The organism is Blastococcus sp. SYSU DS0510 (assembly GCF_054050835.1).
Map to the genome: position 1 here is coordinate 1 of NZ_JBJHAC010000029.1, position 16567 is coordinate 16567.

The following is a 16567-nucleotide window of genomic DNA, read 5'->3' on the forward strand; positions in this document are numbered from 1 at the left end:
GTGCAGGCCTGGAGCTCTTCGAAGCCGCGGCCGAAGACGAAGGGGTCCCCGCCCTTGAGGCGGACGACGCGGCGGCCGGCGCGGGCGTGGGTGATGAGGAGGTCGTTGATGGTCTCCTGGGCCATGGAGCGGCCGCGGGGGAGTTTGGCGGCGTCGATGATCTCGACCTCGGGGGGCAGGGAGGCGAGCAGGGGTTGGGGGCCGAGGTGGTCGGCGAGGACGACGTCGGCGGTGGCCAGGGCCTGGCGGCCGCGCACGGTGATCAGCCCGGGGTCACCAGGGCCCCCACCCACCAGCACCACGCTGCCCGCGGGAGCCGGCCGGGCCGCGCGGTCGCGGATGCTGCCGTCGGTCAGCCCGGCGACGATCGCGTCCCGCACCCCGATCGCCCGCTGCGGGTCGCCGCCCCCGTGCACCCCCACCACCAGGTCGCCCTGCCGGCCGATCGCCGGGGTCCACACGCTGGAGGCGGCGCGGTCGTCGGCCCGCGCGCAGAAGATGCGGGCGTGCTCCGCCTCGTCGGCCACCGCGGCGTTCACCGCGGGGTCGTCGGTGGCGGCGACGGCGTACCAGGCACCGTCCAGGTCTCCGGGGCGGTAGGTGCGCCGGTGCCACGTCGTCCTGCCCGCCGCGGCCAGCGACTCGAGGGCCGGCGTGACCTCCGGGCTGACCACCGTCACCCGGGCGCGGGCCTCCAGCAGCCCGGCGACGCGCCGGTGGGCGACCCGGCCGCCGCCCACGACGACGACCGGCCGGTCGCGCAGTCGCAGGCCGACGGGGTAGACCGTGCCCGACTCGGGGGGCACCGGGGTGGCGTTCAGCGGATCTCCTCCGGGATGCCGGTCGGGATCTCCTCCGCGGAGCCCGGTCGAGGTGTCCGGGACAGGATCCCAGCGAGGTCCGCGGCGAAGGCCTGGGAGGTGCCGGGATCGCGCACGGCCACGCGCAGGTGGTCCGGGGTCAGGCCGGGGAACGAGTCGCCGCGGCGGACCGCCCAGCCGGCGGCGCGCAGGTCCGCGCGCACCCGGGCGCCGTCCGGTACGCGCAGCAGGACGAACGAGGAGCGGGGGTCGCCGAGGACCGCCACCTCCGGGGGCAGCACGGCGAGCAGCGTCGCCCGGTGACCGGTCAGCGCGACCGCCGCGTCGTGCGCCTCCGCGCGGGCCGCCGGGGTGGTGCAGGCGATCAGCGCGGCCAGCGCCGGGGTGCTCACCGGCCACGGGGGCTGCTGCCCGGCCAGGGCCGCGACGAGCTCCGGCGGCCCGAGGGCGTAGCCCACCCGGAGCCCGGCGAGGCCCCAGGTCTTGGTCAGGCTGCGCACCACGAGCAGGCCGGGCAGATCGGCCCGGCCGGCCAGGGACTGCGGTTCCCCGGGCACGGTGTCGGCGAACGCCTCGTCGACCACGAGCACCCGCCCCGGCCGCGCCAGCGCCGCGAGGTCGGCCGCCCGGTGCAGCACCGACGTCGGGTTGGTCGGGTTGCCGAGCACCACGAGGTCGGCGTCGTCGGGGACGACCGCGGGGTCCAGCCGGTAGCCGTCGGCCTCGCGGAGCAGCAGTCGGGTGACCGGGTGCCCAGCGGCCCGGAGCGCGGCCTCGGGCTCGGTGAACGAGGGGTGGACGACGACGGCGTGGCGGGGCCGCAGCGCCCGCGCCAGCAGCACGAACACCTCCGCGGCGCCGGCGGCCAGCAGCACCTCGGACGGGTCGCGGCCGTGCGCGGCGGCCACCGCGGCGCGGGCGGGGGAGAGGACGGGGTAGCCCGCGCTGTCGTCCAGCGCCTCCCGAAGCACCGCGCGCAGCCACGCCGGCGGGGTGCCGGCCCGCACGTTGACGGCGAGGTCGACGAGGCCGGGCGCCAGTTCGGCGTCGCCGTGGTGCCGCAGATCGGTCACGTCTCCTCTTCGCTGTCGCAACGGGCTCGGCGGCCATGAGACCACGTCGCGTGTAACAGGCGTGTGGCGTCGCGTGACCGACGCGTTCCTGCTCTTTGCGCCGTGCTCGTTCGCCTCCCCGTGGCTGACGCTCGGTGTGCTGTGGTCCACCCGGCCGGCTCCGCGGCTGATGGCGGTCGACCGGCGGCGGCGTCGCACGTGCGCACCGGCCTGGCGCTGACGCAGGCCGGGCGGGCGGCCTTCGACGCCCACGTCGCCGAGCTGCGGCGCATCACCGGGGGGTGACCGCCCGCACGCGCGCCCCGGCGCCCCGGCAGAGTGGTCGCCGACGGGTGGGCGGAGCGGGGGGCTGATGCGGGGCCGGTGGGGTGCGCTGCTCGACGCGGCCGCCGTCGTCGCCGGCGCCGTCGGGCTGGCCCTGCTGCTCGGGCTCGCCGGCCTGCCCTCGCCCGCCCTGTTCGGGGGCCTGGTCGCCGGGCTCGTCCGGGCCCTGGCGGTGCGCGCACCGGCCCGGGTGCCCGAGGGCCCGGGCACCGCTGCCCAGGCCGTCATCGGGGTGTCGATGGGTGCGCTGGTCGACGTCGGCACGCTGCGCGCGGTGGCCGCCGACTGGCTGCCGGTGCTGCTGGTCACCGTCGCGACGCTGCTGCTCAGCCTGGTGGCCGGGCTGGTGCTGCGGCTGCACCCGGGCATCACGCCGGTGACCGGGGCCTTCGCCATGATCGCCGGCGGCGCGTCCGGGATCGTCGTCATGGCCCGCGAGCTCGGCGCCGACGAGCGGATGGTCGCGGTGCTGCAGTACCTGCGCGTGCTGCTCATCGTCCTGCTCATGCCGGTCGTGGCCACCACCGCCTACGGCGCCGCCGCCGGGGCCGGGCCGGCCCCCGAGGGCTCCGGTGGGCCGGGGTGGCCGGCCGGCCTGGTGTTCACCGCGGCCTGCGCGGTGGTGGGCCTGGTCACGGGCCGGCTGCTGCGGGTGCCCGTCGCCGCGCTGCTCGGCCCGCTGGTGGTGGCCGCGGTGGCCGACCTGACCGGTCTCGCCGCCGGCGCGAGCGTGCCGGTGCCCGTGGAGAGCGCGGCCTTCCTCGTCATCGGCCTGCAGGTGGGCGTCAGCTTCACCCGCGGCAGCCTGCGCACCATCGGGCGGGTCCTGCCGCTGGCGCTGGCCATCGTGCTGGTCCTGGTGCTGGCGTGCGCCGGGCTCGGCGGCCTGCTGGCGGCGGCCACCGGGGCGAGCGCGCTCGACGGGTACCTGGCCACCACCCCCGGTGGTCTCTACGCGGTGCTGGCCACCGCCCGCGACACCGGCGCGGACACCACCTTCGTGCTGGCGGTGCAGGTGCTGCGGCTGTTCGTGATGCTCTTCAGCGCCCCGCTCGTGGCGCGCCTGCTCCGGCGGCCGGCGCCGGGCTGACCGGCCGATTCCCCGGTCCGCCGGGCGGGGGCCCTGACGTGCGCCGGTGACGCGCCTACCCTCGTGGACCGGCGCACGAGCGGGAGGAGAGCGGAGCTGTCCGAGGAGAACGCGGCCACCACGGGGGGCGGGGCCGACGACGCGGTGCTGCTGTTCGTCGGCGGCCCGCTCGACGGGCGCGTGCAGATCCGGGAGGCCCGGCACGGTGACCCGCTGCCGACGGTCACCCACGTCCACCTCCACGACGGGCCCAAGGTCGTGCACCGCTACGACCTCGAGCCGATCGGCGACGGCGTCGGCGTCTACAACCTGCGGCCCCCGGTGCGGCGGCCGGCGCGGGACGAGTCGGTCGCGGACTGACCCCGCGTCACCAGCGCTGTGCGCGGCGGGCCTCGGCCACGACGCGGTCGAACCGGGCCCGGTCCAGCGCGGCGCCCTCGCGGCGGACGGTCGCCGGGTCCAGCACCAGCAGCCGGTCCAGCCGCACCTCGCTGGGGCGGCCCTGCGGGTCCCAGCCGCCGGTGCCGATGTCGGTCCACGACCGGCCGTGGCGCGCCTCGTCGGTGGCGTCCCGGTCGTGGTCGCGGCTGGTGAGCATCAGGCCCAGGAGGTCGTCGTCCCGCCGGCCGATGACCAGCACCGGCCGGTCCTTGCCCCGGCCGTCGTCCTCCTCGTAGGGCACCCACGCCCACACGACCTCCCCGGGATCGGGGCGGCCGTCGTCGCGCGGGCGGTAGTCGACGTCGGGCGCGCCGGTGCGTCGTGGCCGGGCCGACGTCGCCGGGCGCCGGCGCACCTCGCCGGGCGTAGGGCTGCGCAGCAGGCGCAGCACGCGTCCGGCGGTCCGCGCCGCCGTCCGCCCGAGCCGCCGGAGAGAGGCCATGCCGAGCACCGTACGGAGCCCGCGCCGCCGCCGCGGGACGTGGCCGAGGACACAGGAGCATCACCGCTCGTCCCATGTGACCCATCGGCACCAATCGGTCACAGTCGGGGTTGGCCGGGGCGGTCCGGGGGCAACCATGGAGCTGCGGGAGCGTGGCGGCGCCCCGGGAGAGGGGGGCTCCACATGACTTCGGCCGAACCGGCGCGCCCCGCTGCCCCGCGGGCGCGGGAGGTCAAGGCGAGCGTGCTCGCGGCGTTCCAGCTGGTGGAGGACGCGCGCTACCTCGGCTCGAGCCGCAGACGACGCCGCCTGCGCATGCGCGCGATGGCCGAACGCGCCGTCGCCGACCGGAAGCTCGCCCGGGATCTGCGCGCCGGCTGAGGTCGGCTCCTCCTCACAGCTCCTGGGCGAGCTCCGCCCGGATGGTGGCGTCGTCGGGCAGGTCGTCGGCCAGCGCGCAGTGGTCCTTGAGCACCCGGCCGAACGGGGTGAGCACCTTGGGATCGATCCGCTTCGCCGGGTCCCACAGGCCCGAGCGCATGACCGACTTCGGGCACTGGAAGTACGCCCGCCGGACCTCCAGGACCAGCACCGACAGCGGCGCGCGCCCGAACTCGGCGAGGTCCAGCGGGAGGTCGCCGGGCGGGACGAGCGACGCCGTCCCGTACACGCGCAGCGTCTGCTCGACGCCGGGCACCAGGAACATCAGCGCGGCGCGCGGGTTCACCGCCACGTTGCGCAGGCTGTCCACCCGGTTGTTGCCCGGCCGGTCCGGCAGCACGAGCCGGTGCTCGTCGAGGACGTGGACGAACCCCGGGTCGCCCCCGCGAGGGGAGACGTCCGGCCAGCCCTCCGCGTCGGCGGTGGCCAGCGTCGCGAAGGGGGAGTGCGCGATGAACTCCCGGCAGTGGGTGTCCAGGCGGTCGATCACCTTGTCCAGCACCAGGCCACCCGGCGTCCGGTAGCCGGCGAGCACCGGGTCGTCGGTCGGCGGCGGAGGCAGCGGGGCGGCGGGCACGCGACGACGGTAGACGGTCGCCCGGCTAGCGTGGCGCCTCGTGCCGCAGGTGTGGAGCTCTCCCGTCCGATACGTCGAGTGCGACCAGCAGGGCGTCGTCTTCAACGCCCACTACCTGACGTGGGCCGACGAGGCGTCCAACAGGTGGTGGGCCGCGCACGGGCTCGACTGGGACGACCTGGTCGCCCGTGGCGTGGACCCGCTGGTCAAGGCGAGCTCGCTGGAGTGGATGTCGTCGGCCCGCTGGGGCGACACCGTCGTGGTGGACGCCGAGACGGAGAAGGTGGGCCGCACCAGCGTGACGGTGCGCTTCACCGTGCGCGTGGGCGAGCGGGTGTGCTGCGTCGTCCGCACCACCTACGTCGCGATCGCCGACGGCCGCGCCACCCCGTGGCCGGACGACGTGCGGGCGCGGCTCACCGAGGGCTGAAGCCCGAGCCCGGCGGAAGCAAGGGGAGGTCCGCGGGCGGCCCGTCCTCGATGAGCCGCCACAGCGCGTCGGTGTCGGCGTGCTCGGCGACGAGGTCGCCCAAGCGGTCCAGCCGGGCCTCGCGCACCGCCGCGAACTCCGTCGCCGGCGCCGGCACGAACCGGCGGCCGGTGATCCGGGCGACCTCGGTCAGGAAGGCGCGGCGGAAGCCGTCGTTCTCGAGCGCGCCGTGCCACGTCGTCCCGAAGACCGCGCCCACCCGGGCTCCGTCGAGGAAGGGCTCGGCGTCGCCGTCGACGGTGACGACCCCGTGGTGGATCTCGTAGCCGTGCACCGTCTCGCCGAGGGCGCTGCCCACCGGGCGGGCCAGCGTCTTCCCCGGGGCGAAGCGGACGTCCGCGGGCAGCAGTCCGAGCCCCGCCACCGTGCCCGCCCGCGACTCGACCTCGTCGGTGATCGTGCGCGCCAGCATCTGGTGGCCGCCGCAGATGCCGAGCACCGGCGTACCGTCCGCCGCCCGGCGCAGCACCGCGTCGGCGAGGCCGGTGCTGCGCAACCAGGCCAGGTCGGCGACGGTCGCGCGGCTGCCCGGCAGCACCACCAGGTCGGCGTCGGCGAGCTCCTCCGGACGGGTGGCGTACCGCACCAGCACCCCGGGCTCGGCGGCGAGCGCGTCGAGGTCGGTGAAGTTCGACAGGCGGGGCACGCGCGCCACCGCGACGCGCAGCACGTCCTCGCCGACGGGCGCCGTCCCCGACGGCGCCGTGGGCACGTTCAGCGAGTCCTCGACGTCGATCTCCAGCCCGGCGGCCCAGGGCAGGACCCCGAGGGTCGGCCGGCCGGTGAGCGCCGCGAGCTGGTCCAGCCCGGGGCGCAGCAGGCGGACGTCGCCGCGGAACTTGTTGACCAGGAAGCCGGCGACCAGCCGCTGGTCGGCCGGCGGCATGAGCGCCACCGTGCCGTGCAGGGCGGCGAAGACGCCGCCCCTGTCGATGTCGCCCACCACGACGACGGGCAGGCCGGCGGCGGTGGCGAGCCCCATGTTCGCGATGTCGTCGGCCCGCAGGTTGATCTCCGTGGGGGAGCCGGCGCCCTCGCAGACGACGACGTCGAACCTCGACCGCAGGTCGGCCAGCGACTGGAGCACCTGCTCCAGCAGGGCGGCCTTCATCGGCCGGTAGGAGAGCGCGGTCACGTCGGCCACGGGGCGGCCCAGGACCACGACCTGGCTGGAGTTCTCACCGCCTGGCTTGAGCAGCACCGGGTTCATGGCCGCCTCGGGCTCGACCCGGGCCGCCGCGGCCTGCATCACCTGGGCGCGCCCGATCTCGGCGCCGTCGAGGGTGACCATGGAGTTGTTGCTCATGTTCTGCGCCTTGAACGGGGTCACCGACACGCCCTGGCGCACCAGCCACCGGCAGATCCCCGCGGTGACGACCGACTTGCCGGCGTCGGAGGTCGTGCCGGCGACGAGGAGCGCCCCGCTCACGCCGTCTCGCGGGGGGCGTCCCAGCCGGCCTTCTCCTGCCCGGAGAGCTCCGCGATCGCCAGCATGATCCGGTCGGTCACCTCGCGGCGGGCGCGGTTGCGGTTGGCCTGGCCCGCGAACTCCGGGAAGGTCAGCGGCTCGCCGAAGGTGATGGCGATGCGGTGCGGCCGGGGCCAGCGGGCGCCGACCGGCTGCACCCGGTCGGTGCCGCGCACCGCGACCGGGACGACCGGGCAGTCGGCGGTCAGCGCCAGCCAGGCCACGCCGGTCTTGCCGCGGGCCAGTCGGCCGTCCTTGGAGCGGGTGCCCTCGGGGTAGAGGCCGAAGGCGGTGCCGCCCCGCAGGATCCCCAGGGCGGTGTCCAGGGCGGCCTGCGCGGCCCGGTGGGTCTCCCGCTCGACCGGGTAGGCGCCGAGGGCGGTGAACAGCGTGCGGGTGAGCCACCCGCCGACCCCCCGGCCGGTGAAGTACTCGGCCTTGGCCAGGTAGGCCACCCGGCGCGGGGCGGCCAGCGGGATCGCGATGCTGTCGATGAAGGACAGGTGGTTGCTGGCGAGGATCACCGGGCGGTCGAGCGGCACGTTCTCGCGGCCGGTGATGCGCGGCCGGCACAGGATGTGGAACAGCGGTCGCAGCACGAACGTGGCCAGGACGTAGAACATCGCGGGCTCCCCTCCTCGGCGGCTCCGGGAGCCGCGACCCCGGACACCGCGGGTTGGCCCCGATCCTGCCGGAACCCGGCCGGCGGCAGGTGGGCGGCTCCCTAGGCCGGTGGGCAGGCGTCGCGGAGGATGGCGCGCACGTCGTCGGGCAGGCCGCAGCGCCCCGTGGCCGAGTCGGTGATCGTCTGGGCGACGTCCCGCACCTTCCGGTGGGTGTTGCTGGAGATGTGCGCCAGCAGGTCGAACGCCGCCTGCTCGGCGCAGCCGGTGAGCAGCATGAGGATGCCCTTGGCCTGCTCGATGACCGCCCGGCTGACCATGGCCACCCGCAGCTGCTCGACCTCGGTCAGGAGCGCGTCCCTCCCGGCCGGGTCGGGTGCGGGGGGACGCGCGCCGGTGAGGTCGACGCAGAGGCCCTCCACCGCGCGCACCTCACCGGCGTCGTCCCGGTCCGGCTCGCCGACCAGCAGCACCGGCCGCGGCGTCCCGGTGGGGCGCCGCACGTGCGTCTCGACGGCGAACGGATGCCCGGCGGAGAGCGCGGCGAGCACCCGGGCGCCGTCGTCGGGCTCCTGGACGGCGAGCAGGGCCTCGGTGGAGGGCGCGGCGTCCGCGCCGATCAGCGCCTGCATCTCGGGGGACCACCACCACTGCCCGGTGTGCCGGTCGAAGCGGTAGCGGCCGGCGACCGGGGAGGACCGCGCGGGGTGCCGGGTGACGGTGCGGCGGGTGTCCTGGCCCCGGGCGTGGGGGGACCGGGTGTCGGGACGGGAACGGGGGAGCGCCGGTGACGACATGGTCGACCTCCTCGGCAGAGGCGTGCCGTTGCCGGCAGGCCCGGGCTGCCGGAGTCTCGACACCCCGGGGCCCCGGCCCCGCGAGGGGGACCGGACCTCCCGAATGCATGGACGGTACGTCCCCTCGGCGGTGCCTGCAGCAGCTGGGCTCAGACGACGGTGAGCGGGCGCGGCGGCGCGGCGGTGCGGGTGGTGGCGCGGGACTGCTGGTCCAGCCGGGCCAGCACGCCGACGGCCGCGCGGAGGCGCTCCGGGGGCAGCGTGAACGGCAGGCGGAGGTGGTCGTCGAAGGCGTGCCCGGTGCCGAACGCCCGGCCGTCGGCGAGGAGGAGGCCGACGTCGGCGGCGGCCGAGGTCAGCGCCGCCGAACTGGTCCCCGGCGGCAGGCGGCACCAGGCGGAGAGCCCGCCGGCGGGGGACGGCGCGGTCCATGCGGGCAGCTGCGCCGCCAGCTCGGCGAGGAGGACGCCGCGCCGCTCCCGGAGCTGGGCCCGCCGGTGCTCGAGGATCTCGTCCAGCTGCCGCACGAGCACGGTGGCCGCGAGCTGGTCGAGCACCCCGACCGAGAGCTGGCGGCGGCTGAGCGCCTGGCCCAGCCGGGCGGCGAGCGCCGGCTCCGTCCGGAGCCAGCCGATGCGCAGCCCACCCCACACCGCCTTGGACAGCCCGCCGACCGTGACCGTCGCCGCGTCGGGGACACCGGCGGCGAACGGCGGCGGGGGCGGGCCGTCCAGCTCCAGCCCGGCGGCGACCTCGTCGACCAGGGTGAGGACCCCGTGCTGCCAGAGGGTCGCTGCCACCCGTCGGCGGCCGGCCGCCGAGAGGCCCGCGCCGGTCGGGTTCGAGCAGTCGGGCATCAGGTAGGCCATGCGCGGGCTGCTCTGCCGCGCGACCAGCTGGGCGGTGCCGACGAGGGCGTCCGGATCGGCGGGATCGACCGCCGCGGGGACGCAGCGTCCCCCGGCCGCGGTGACCAGCCCCACCGCGCCGGGGTAGGTGGGGTGCTCGACCAGGACCCGGTCACCGGCCTCCAGCAGGGTGCCGAGGACGAGGGCGGCCGCGTCCCCGACGCCCGCGGTGATCACCACCTGCTCCGCGTCGGTCGGCAGGCCGCGCCCGGTGAACCAGGCGGCCACGGCCGACCGCAGCTGCGGCAGCCCGCTGGGCGCGTAGCCGTGGGCGCCCACGTGCGCCGGCAGCTCGCCGAGCGCCTGCTCGTAGGCCGGCAGGAGCTGCGGCGCCGCCTCTGGAGCGGCGTGCGCGAGGTCCAGCACCCCGGGGGTGGTGCTGGGCGGCGTCCAGCCGGACCGGACGTCGGGCAGCGCGGTCACCGTCCCCGACCCGTGCCGCGTGCGGGCGAACCCCTGCTCGCGCAGCACCCGGTAGGCCGAGGCGACGGTGACGCGGCTGAGGTCCAGCGCGGCGGCGAGCTCCCGCTCGGCGGGCAGCCGCACCCCGGCGGGGAGCGAGCCGGCGGCGAGCAGGTCGCGGACGCGGTGGGCCAGGCCCGTGTACCGGGGGGTGGTCAGCCCCTCCACGGGGCCGACGAGCGCGGCCAGCTCGCGGGCACCGGTGGACCGCTCTGGACCGGGTGGCATGCGGCCACCATGCCGGATTGGCCTGCCGAACGCCAGCCCGGGTAGTGCCACTGTGGGCGGCATGGATGAAGGTGGAACCGTCGCGTCTGTGCTCGTCCTGCTGGGGCTGGGACACCTCTCGGTGTCCACGCTCCTCGTGACGCTGCGGGGTGGCCGCGGACCGGGTGATCCGCCGGCCAGCCACCCCCGGGTGGACCCGGCCGGCTTCCCGGTGGTGCCCGCGCCCCGCGGCGCGGTGCGCGGCCGCCGTCAGGGGCGCGATCGGCGGGCCAGCGTCGCCAGGACCGCCGCGGCGGTCCACACCGCGCGGGAGAGGGCCACCGCGCGCGGGATGTCCGCGGTCGCCGGCGGCCGGCCGTCTCCCAGCGCCGGCCGCTCCTCGACCCGGCTGCCGTAGACGTTGCGGCCGCCCAGGCGCAGGCCCAGCGCGCCGGCCAGCGAGGCCTCGCAGCGCCCCGAGTTGGGGCTGGGGTGGGCGGCGCCGTCGCGCCGCCACACGCGCAGCGCTCCGGCGGCCGACCCGCCCACCAGCGGGGCGCAGCCGACCGTCAGCGCCGCCGTCAGCCGGGCGGGGACCCAGTTGGCGACGTCGTCCGCGCGGGCCGCGGCCCAGCCGAACCGGGCGTACCGCGCCGACCGGTGCCCGACCATGGCGTCGAGGGTGTTCACCGCCCGGTAGCCCAGCAGTCCCGGCACGCCCGCCACCGCTCCCCAGAACAGCGGGGCGACGGCGGCGTCGGAGGTGTTCTCGGCGACCGACTCCACCGTCGCGCGGGCCAGTTCGCCCTCCCCGAGCCCGCGCGGGTCGCGCCCGGCCAGCCCGGGCAGCGTGGCGCGGGCCGCGGGCAGGTCGCCGGCGGCCAGCGCCGCGTGCATGGAGCCGGCCACCCGCCCGAGCGACGTCCCGCCCAGGACGGCCCAGGTCGCGGCCGCCGTCACCACCGTGCGCAGAGCCGGGGAGGAACGGGTGGCGCGGTCGGCGGCCACGCCGAGCGCGGTCGCGCCCCCGACGACGACGGCCCAGTGGCCGAGGCCTGCGGCGCGGGAGTCGCGCCACGCGCGCCGCTCCAGCGCGGCGGCGGCGCGGCCCAGACCGGCCACCGGGTGACCCCGCCGGGGATCGGCGAGCGCCAGGTCGGCCAGCGCGCCGAGGCCCAGCCCCAGCGCGGTCGCGGGATCGGGGGTCGGGCGCACCCCGGCATCGTGCCAAGCGCCCGGCGGGGCCCGTCCGCCGGTGGGGCGTCCCTAGGATCGCCGCATGCGCTTGTTCGGCCGTTACGACGGCGTCGCCCGGCCGATCGTGACCTACGGCAGCGACCCCGTCCTGCACCGCCGCTGCACCGAGGTCACCGTCTTCGACGACGCGCTGCGGCGGCTGGTGCTCGACATGTTCGCCAGCATGGAGGCCGCCGACGGCGTCGGGCTGGCCGCCAACCAGATCGGCGTGGACGCCCGCGTCTTCGTCATCGACTGCCCGGACGCCGACGGCGAGGACGTCATCGGCTACGTGGTCAACCCCGTCCTGACGACGCTCCCGCCGGTCGGCGACGACCCGGCGGAGGAGGTGACCGAGGAGGGCTGCCTGTCGGTGCCCGGCCCCTACGCCGAGCTGCCACGTGCCTTCCGGGCACGGGTGGACGGCGTCGACCTGCACGGCGACCCGGTGACGATCGAGGCCACCGGCATGGCCGCCCGCTGCCTGCAGCACGAGGTGGACCACCTCGACGGCACCGTCTACGTCGACCGCCTCCCTGCCGAGCAGCGCGACCGGCTGCTGGCCGAGGCGGCCGGCCCGGGCGGTGAGCTCCCCGCCTGAGCGGCCTGCCGAAAACCAGGTGAGCGCGCGGGGCCGATCACCGAAGATCCTCGGTCGGCACCCGCACCACCAGAGAGAGGCACCACCGGTGACACCGCTGTCCGAGGCCGAGGTCCGGCGCTCGTTCGTCAACTGCTCGCGCGGCGAGGCGAGGACCCTCACGCTCCCGGAGGACTTCTGCGAGCTCGACTGGGCCGAGCACGAGGTGCTCGGCTGGCGCGACCCCAGGGCGCCGCTGCGGGGCTACCTGGTGGCGCAGGTCGACGACGGGACCGTCGGCATCGCCGTCCGGGCCGCCGAGAGCCGCATGTCCGGCCGGACGGCGGCGATGTGCCTGCTCTGCCAGACGGCGCAGTCCGGCGACGCCGTCTCGCTGTTCACCGCGCGCCGCACCGGGGACGCCGGCCGCAACGGCAACACCGTGGGCACCTACATCTGCGCGGACCTGCGCTGCTCCCCGCGGGTGCGCACGGAGATCCCTCCGTGGCTGCGCGACCGCGACCCCGGGGAGGTGGTCGCCGAGCGGGCCGCGCAGCTGCACGAGCGGATCGCCGGGTTCGTCGGCTCCGTACGGGGGCGCTGACAGCCGCGGGTGCGCGGCCCGGCGACGGGGTAGCGAGCCGCGCATGGCGCTCCCCAAGGTCCTCGTGCTCGTGCTCGCCGGTGGCAAGGGCAACCGGTTGGAACTGCTCACCGAGCAGCGGGCCAAGCCCGCCGTCCCGTTCGCCGGGGTCTACCGGCTGATCGACTTCCCGCTGTCGAACTGCGAGCACTCGTCGATCGCCGACGTGTGGGTGTCGGTGCAGTACCAGCCGCAGTCGGTGAACGAGCACCTGGGCGGCGGTCGCCCCTGGGACCTGGACCGCACGAACGGCGGCCTCATGATGCTGCCGCCGTTCCAGGGCAGCGAGCGGGGCGGTTTCACCGAGGGCACCGCCGACGGCTTGTGGCGGCAGTCCGAGCTGATCCGGCAGTTCGCGCCCGACGCGCTCGTGGTCGTGAGCTCCGACGCCGTCTACAAGTTGGACTACCGCGACGTCGTCGACAGCCACCTGGGCTCCGGTGCCGAGGTGACGATGGTGACCACCGAGGTCGAGGCGGACGACGCCTCCCGCTACGGCATCGTCGAGGTCGGTGAGGGGGGCCGGGTGACCGGCTACGCCTACAAGCCCGACGACCCGGCGACGACGACGGCGACCAACGAGGTGTTCGTCTTCTCCCCGGAGCCCACGCTGGACCGGCTGGAGGCGCTGAGCCGCGATGTCGGCGAGGACGGCCTGGAGGACCTCGGCGACCACCTGCTGCCGGCGCAGACCGAGGACGGGCTCGCCCGCGCCTACCCGCTGGACGGCTACTGGCGCGATGTCGGGACCATCGAGTCCTACTGGCGGACGAACCGCGAGTTCCTGGACGAGAAGCCGCCGCTGGACCTCGACGACCCGCGCTGGCCCGTGCACACCCGGGGCGGGCGGCACAGCGCCGCCCGGGTGCTCGACGACGGGAGGATCGAGAACAGCCTGCTCTCCGGCGGCACCCGGATCTCCGGCAACGTGCGCGGCTCGGCTCTCTCCCCGGGCGTGGTGGTCGAACGCGGCGCCACCGTCGTCGACTCGGTGCTGCTGCCGGGCGTCCGGGTCCGGGCCGGGGCGACCGTGACCCGCGCGGTGCTCGACGACGGGGTCGACGTCGGGAGCGGCGCGTCGGTCGGTGGGGACGGCGAGATCACGCTGGTCGGGCGCCGGGCCCGGGTGGCCGACGGCAGCGAGCTGGCCGCGGGCGCCCGCTACCCCGAACCGGAGGAGTGAGCGGGAAGTGCTCCTGCCCCGCCCGCGTTGCGCGGGGCATGATCCACCCCATCGACCTGCACTCGGAGTTCCTCCGCGCCGACCTGCTGCTGAACATGGGGCAGCCCGACGCGGCCGCGCGGATCCTGCAGCCGGTCGTCGACGCCGAGCCGCGCAACCAGGCGGCGCTGGAACTGCTCGCCCGCGCCTACTACGGCTCCGCGCAGCTGCGCCCGGCCGAGGACGCGCTGGCCCGGCTGGTGGAGCTCGCGCCCAGCAACGGCTGGGCGCGCCGCGCGCTGGCCCGCACCCTCGAACGGCAGAGCCGCGGCCAGGAGGCGGCGGTGCACCACCGTCTGGCCGACGCCCTCGGCGTCGCCTGACCGCGGTCCGCGAGCGGCCCGGGCGGTTCTGGGACGATGGCTCCCGGGGCCCGAGCCGCCCCGCCGCCCTGCCCGCGGCGAGCGCCCACCGCCTCGCCGGCCCGACACGAGCACCCGCTCGGCCAGGAGTACCGATGACCCGCCGCACCGTCCCGGGGGCGCTGCTCGCCCTCGCCCTGTCCGTCGTCCTGACCGCCTGCGGTGGGGAGGACGCGGCGCCGTCGGCGTCCGAGGACCCGACGTCGGTGGTCGCGGAGCAGATCAGCACCGACCTCTCGGAGGCCCCCGGGGTGCCCGCCTCCGACGCCCCCGCGCCGACCGAGCTCGTCGTCGAGGACGTCGTGCGGGGGAACGGGGCGGAGGCCGTGGAGGGCAGCACCGTCGCGGTCAAGTACGTGGGCGGGTTCTACGAGACCGGCGAGGAGTTCGACTCCTCCTGGAGCCGCGGGGCGGACGAGACGCTGCCGGTCACCCTCGGCGCCGGCCAGGTGATCCCGGGCTTCGACCAGGGGATCACCGGCATGCAGGTCGGTGGCCGGCGGGTCATCACCATCCCCAGCGAGCTCGGCTACGGTGACGCCGACCGCGGCCCCATCCCCGGCGGCTCGACGCTGGTGTTCGTGGTCGACCTGGTGGAGGTCAGCAGCTGACCAGCGGATGGCCTCGGACCTGCGCGCAGTGACGACACGCCGCGCCACGCCGGGAGGACACGCCGTCGTCGCGTCGGCCGGTGAGCCGGTGGGCACCTGCTCGCCATGAGCATCCTCGGAAAGTTGATGGGCACGGCGCAGAGCGCGACGCGGGGTGGGCGCGGCACGGGCAGGGCGGCGGCCGGGCGCGGCATGGGCCGCGCCACGAGCGCGCGCAGGGGCACCGGACGCGGCCGCCCGGCCCCCACCTCCGGCGGGGGCATCGGCCGCCTGGTGCAGGGTTTCCTGCGCCGCCGCTGAGCGGGGCGACGGGGCCCGGCCGCACGGCCGGGCCCCGTGCTCACTCGCAGATCTCCAGGCGGGTCACCGTGCCGTTGTGCGGGGTGACCGCCGGCATCGCGTCGGGCCCGAGCCCGGCCGCCACCGCCTGCGCGGCGCGGATGGTGTCGCCGTGGGTCACCAGCGCCACCACGTCGGCCGGGGGCTCGGCGCAGAGCTGGGTCAGGTAGGCGGCCACGCGCGCGTGCAACTCGGCAAGGCTCTCGCCGCCCTCGGCGGACCAGTGCGCGTCGGACCAGTCGACGACGTCCCACAGCTCCCGCGACGGCCGGCCCTCCAGCACCCCGTAGCCCTGCTCGCGCAGCGCCGGTGTCGTGGTGAAGGGCAGGCCCGTGGCGCGGGCGCAGTGCTCGGCGGTCTGCACCGCGCGCAGCAGGTCGCTGGAGAGCAGCACGCCCGGCCGCAGCCGGGCCAGCTCCGCGGCGGCCGCCTCGGCCTGCGTGTGACCCAGGGGGGTCAGCGGCACGTGGGCCACCTGGCCCTGCATGCGCCCGGCCGCGTTCCACTCGCTCTGCCCGTGGCGCACGAGCAGGAGGGTCAGCGGTCGGGCCATGGCAAGGAGGCAGCGTAGGGCAGGGGCCCGCGGACTCGCGCGGCCCGCCTCGTACCGTCGTGGTCGTGAGCATCCCCCTGCGTCCCGGCGCGGCCCGTGTCGCGACCGGGGCCGGTGCCCCCGACCCCCTCGTCCCGCTGCTCGAGCTGCCGGGCGTCCGGGACGCCGCCGACGCGGCGCGCGCGGGCGTCGACCGGCTGCTGAGGCACAAGGTGCTGCGCCGGGAGTCCGCGGGCGTGAGCACCGAGTCGGCGCTGCGCGGGGCGCGGGCCTCCGCGGCCCTGGCCGGCGTCGACGTGCCGCTCGCGGAGCTGCGGGCCGGTGGCGTCGACGACCCGGTGGTGCAGGGTGCGCTGCGCGTCTCCGCGGCGCTGGGCTCGATGGTCGAGACCTGGCCGCGGGCCCCGGGGCAGGTGATCGCCCGCCTGCACGTGCTGGCCGCCGCCGACCTCGCCGACCGGGCCGACCTCGGCCGGCCGGCCGCGCACGCCGGCCCCCGGCTGTCCGGCCTGTTCACCCTCGCCACCGGGACCACCACCGTGCCCGCCGTCCTGGTGGCCGCGCTGGTGCACGGCGAGCTGGCGGCGCTGGCCCCGTTCGGCGTGGCCGACGGCGTCGTCGCCCGGGGTGCGGCCCGGCTGACCGGCATCGCCCGCGGGCTGGACCCCAAGGCCGTGTCGGTGCCCGAGGTGGGCTTCGCCGAGCTCGGCCGGGACGCCTACGGCGAGGCGCTCGCCGGCTACGCGACCGGCACCCCCGAGGGCGTGGCCGCGTGGCTGGTGCACTGCTGCCGCGCCACCGAGCACGGGGCGCTGGAGGGCCTGGCCATCTGCGAGAGCCTCCTCCGCGGCTGAGAC

The 16567-nt window shown here is 77.0% G+C and carries 21 protein-coding genes; 11 read left to right on the forward strand and 10 right to left on the reverse strand.

What is annotated here, in order from left to right; all coding sequences use genetic code 11:
- Both ACI79P_RS19230 and cobC read right to left on the reverse strand, forming a co-directional pair.
- The coding region (locus tag ACI79P_RS19230; RefSeq protein WP_456582668.1) for a siroheme synthase family protein at window positions 1–806 on the reverse strand (806 nt) is incomplete at its 3' end.
- Between the two features lie 11 nt (window positions 807–817).
- Window positions 818–2092: an Rv2231c family pyridoxal phosphate-dependent protein CobC gene (gene cobC, locus ACI79P_RS19235; RefSeq protein ID WP_456582669.1), complete on the reverse strand. Its 1275-nt coding sequence runs from the start codon at window positions 2090–2092 to the stop codon at window positions 818–820.
- Here cobC and ACI79P_RS19240 point away from each other — a divergent pair.
- The 3 genes from ACI79P_RS19240 (at window position 2036) to ACI79P_RS19250 (ending at window position 3668) form a co-directional block, all read left to right on the forward strand.
- On the forward strand, window positions 2036–2179 hold the full coding sequence (locus ACI79P_RS19240) for a hypothetical protein (RefSeq protein ID WP_456582719.1): 144 nt from the start codon (window positions 2036–2038) through the stop codon (window positions 2177–2179). The two genes, cobC and ACI79P_RS19240, sit on opposite strands and share 57 nt — an antisense overlap.
- 67 nt (window positions 2180–2246) lie before the next feature.
- On the forward strand, window positions 2247–3308 hold the full coding sequence (locus tag ACI79P_RS19245; RefSeq protein WP_456582670.1) for an AbrB family transcriptional regulator: 1062 nt from the start codon (window positions 2247–2249) through the stop codon (window positions 3306–3308).
- Between the two features lie 63 nt (window positions 3309–3371).
- A complete protein-coding gene (locus ACI79P_RS19250; protein WP_456582671.1) occupies window positions 3372–3668 on the forward strand; it encodes a hypothetical protein in 297 nt (98 codons plus the stop codon).
- A 7-nt stretch (window positions 3669–3675) separates the two neighbouring features.
- Here ACI79P_RS19250 and ACI79P_RS19255 read toward each other — a convergent pair whose 3' ends face one another.
- Window positions 3676–4191, reverse strand: coding sequence for a type II toxin-antitoxin system PemK/MazF family toxin (locus ACI79P_RS19255; RefSeq protein ID WP_456582672.1), 516 nt, complete (start codon window positions 4189–4191; stop codon window positions 3676–3678).
- A gap of 183 nt (window positions 4192–4374) precedes the next feature.
- Here ACI79P_RS19255 and ACI79P_RS19260 point away from each other — a divergent pair, with 183 nt between their 5' ends.
- Window positions 4375–4572, forward strand: a complete 198-nt coding sequence (locus tag ACI79P_RS19260) for a hypothetical protein (RefSeq protein ID WP_456582673.1) — start codon at window positions 4375–4377, stop codon at window positions 4570–4572.
- A gap of 13 nt (window positions 4573–4585) precedes the next feature.
- Here ACI79P_RS19260 and ACI79P_RS19265 read toward each other — a convergent pair whose 3' ends face one another.
- Window positions 4586–5209, reverse strand: a complete 624-nt coding sequence (locus ACI79P_RS19265; protein WP_456582674.1) for an MSMEG_1061 family FMN-dependent PPOX-type flavoprotein — start codon at window positions 5207–5209, stop codon at window positions 4586–4588.
- A 40-nt stretch (window positions 5210–5249) separates the two neighbouring features.
- Between ACI79P_RS19265 and ACI79P_RS19270 the strand changes: the two genes are divergently transcribed.
- Window positions 5250–5639, forward strand: a complete 390-nt coding sequence (locus tag ACI79P_RS19270) for an acyl-CoA thioesterase (RefSeq protein ID WP_456582675.1) — start codon at window positions 5250–5252, stop codon at window positions 5637–5639.
- Here the strand turns inward: ACI79P_RS19270 and ACI79P_RS19275 are convergent.
- The 5 genes from ACI79P_RS19275 to ACI79P_RS19295 all read right to left on the reverse strand — a co-directional run bounded on the left by ACI79P_RS19275 (window position 5626) and on the right by ACI79P_RS19295 (window position 11379).
- Window positions 5626–7128, reverse strand: a complete 1503-nt coding sequence (locus tag ACI79P_RS19275; RefSeq protein ID WP_456582676.1) for a cobyric acid synthase — start codon at window positions 7126–7128, stop codon at window positions 5626–5628. The two genes, ACI79P_RS19270 and ACI79P_RS19275, sit on opposite strands and share 14 nt — an antisense overlap.
- Window positions 7125–7790 carry a lysophospholipid acyltransferase family protein gene (locus tag ACI79P_RS19280; protein WP_456582677.1) on the reverse strand — a complete coding sequence of 222 codons (666 nt, stop codon included), beginning with the start codon at window positions 7788–7790 and terminating at the stop codon, window positions 7125–7127. Before ACI79P_RS19280 ends, ACI79P_RS19275 begins: the two co-directional genes overlap by 4 nt.
- A gap of 101 nt (window positions 7791–7891) precedes the next feature.
- A complete protein-coding gene (locus ACI79P_RS19285) occupies window positions 7892–8587 on the reverse strand; it encodes an ANTAR domain-containing protein (protein ID WP_456582678.1) in 696 nt (231 codons plus the stop codon).
- 149 nt (window positions 8588–8736) lie between these two features.
- A complete protein-coding gene (gene yczR, locus ACI79P_RS19290; protein WP_456582679.1) occupies window positions 8737–10185 on the reverse strand; it encodes a MocR-like transcription factor YczR in 1449 nt (482 codons plus the stop codon).
- A 249-nt stretch (window positions 10186–10434) separates the two neighbouring features.
- Window positions 10435–11379: a cobalamin biosynthesis protein gene (locus ACI79P_RS19295; protein ID WP_456582680.1), complete on the reverse strand. Its 945-nt coding sequence runs from the start codon at window positions 11377–11379 to the stop codon at window positions 10435–10437.
- Window positions 11380–11443: 64 nt separating this feature from the next.
- Here ACI79P_RS19295 and def point away from each other — a divergent pair, with 64 nt between their 5' ends.
- From def to ACI79P_RS19320, 5 genes are all read left to right on the forward strand, one after another.
- Entirely contained in the window at window positions 11444–12001 is a 558-nt protein-coding gene (gene def, locus ACI79P_RS19300; RefSeq protein WP_456582681.1) for a peptide deformylase, read from the forward strand.
- Between the two features lie 88 nt (window positions 12002–12089).
- On the forward strand, window positions 12090–12584 hold the full coding sequence (locus ACI79P_RS19305) for an FBP domain-containing protein (RefSeq protein WP_456582682.1): 495 nt from the start codon (window positions 12090–12092) through the stop codon (window positions 12582–12584).
- Between the two features lie 43 nt (window positions 12585–12627).
- A complete protein-coding gene (locus ACI79P_RS19310) occupies window positions 12628–13806 on the forward strand; it encodes a glucose-1-phosphate adenylyltransferase family protein (protein ID WP_456582683.1) in 1179 nt (392 codons plus the stop codon).
- 38 nt (window positions 13807–13844) lie between these two features.
- On the forward strand, window positions 13845–14168 hold the full coding sequence (locus ACI79P_RS19315) for a tetratricopeptide repeat protein (protein WP_456582684.1): 324 nt from the start codon (window positions 13845–13847) through the stop codon (window positions 14166–14168).
- Window positions 14169–14302: 134 nt separating this feature from the next.
- Window positions 14303–14818: an FKBP-type peptidyl-prolyl cis-trans isomerase gene (locus tag ACI79P_RS19320; protein ID WP_456582685.1), complete on the forward strand. Its 516-nt coding sequence runs from the start codon at window positions 14303–14305 to the stop codon at window positions 14816–14818.
- A gap of 340 nt (window positions 14819–15158) precedes the next feature.
- On the opposite strand, the gene ACI79P_RS19325 is transcribed toward ACI79P_RS19320, so the two are convergent.
- On the reverse strand, window positions 15159–15710 hold the full coding sequence (locus ACI79P_RS19325; protein WP_236830529.1) for a histidine phosphatase family protein: 552 nt from the start codon (window positions 15708–15710) through the stop codon (window positions 15159–15161).
- A gap of 65 nt (window positions 15711–15775) precedes the next feature.
- Here ACI79P_RS19325 and ACI79P_RS19330 point away from each other — a divergent pair, with 65 nt between their 5' ends.
- The gene (locus tag ACI79P_RS19330) at window positions 15776–16564 is read left to right on the forward strand and encodes an oxidoreductase (protein WP_456582686.1); all 789 of its coding nucleotides are present in this window, start codon (window positions 15776–15778) and stop codon (window positions 16562–16564) included.
- Window positions 16565–16567 lie beyond the last annotated feature (3 nt).

Coding starts and splice junctions, on each gene's coding strand:
- ACI79P_RS19245 (WP_456582670.1), top strand. CDS start 2,247: ATGCGGGGCCGGTGGGGTGCGCTGCTCGACGCGGCCGCCGTCGTCGCC.
- ACI79P_RS19255 (WP_456582672.1), bottom strand. CDS start 4,191: ATGGCCTCTCTCCGGCGGCTCGGGCGGACGGCGGCGCGGACCGCCGGA.
- ACI79P_RS19260 (WP_456582673.1), top strand. CDS start 4,375: ATGACTTCGGCCGAACCGGCGCGCCCCGCTGCCCCGCGGGCGCGGGAG.
- ACI79P_RS19280 (WP_456582677.1), bottom strand. CDS start 7,790: ATGTTCTACGTCCTGGCCACGTTCGTGCTGCGACCGCTGTTCCACATC.
- ACI79P_RS19285 (WP_456582678.1), bottom strand. CDS start 8,587: ATGTCGTCACCGGCGCTCCCCCGTTCCCGTCCCGACACCCGGTCCCCC.
- yczR (WP_456582679.1), bottom strand. CDS start 10,185: ATGCCACCCGGTCCAGAGCGGTCCACCGGTGCCCGCGAGCTGGCCGCG.
- def (WP_456582681.1), top strand. CDS start 11,444: ATGCGCTTGTTCGGCCGTTACGACGGCGTCGCCCGGCCGATCGTGACC.
- ACI79P_RS19310 (WP_456582683.1), top strand. CDS start 12,628: ATGGCGCTCCCCAAGGTCCTCGTGCTCGTGCTCGCCGGTGGCAAGGGC.
- ACI79P_RS19315 (WP_456582684.1), top strand. CDS start 13,845: ATGATCCACCCCATCGACCTGCACTCGGAGTTCCTCCGCGCCGACCTG.
- ACI79P_RS19320 (WP_456582685.1), top strand. CDS start 14,303: ATGACCCGCCGCACCGTCCCGGGGGCGCTGCTCGCCCTCGCCCTGTCC.
- ACI79P_RS19325 (WP_236830529.1), bottom strand. CDS start 15,710: ATGGCCCGACCGCTGACCCTCCTGCTCGTGCGCCACGGGCAGAGCGAG.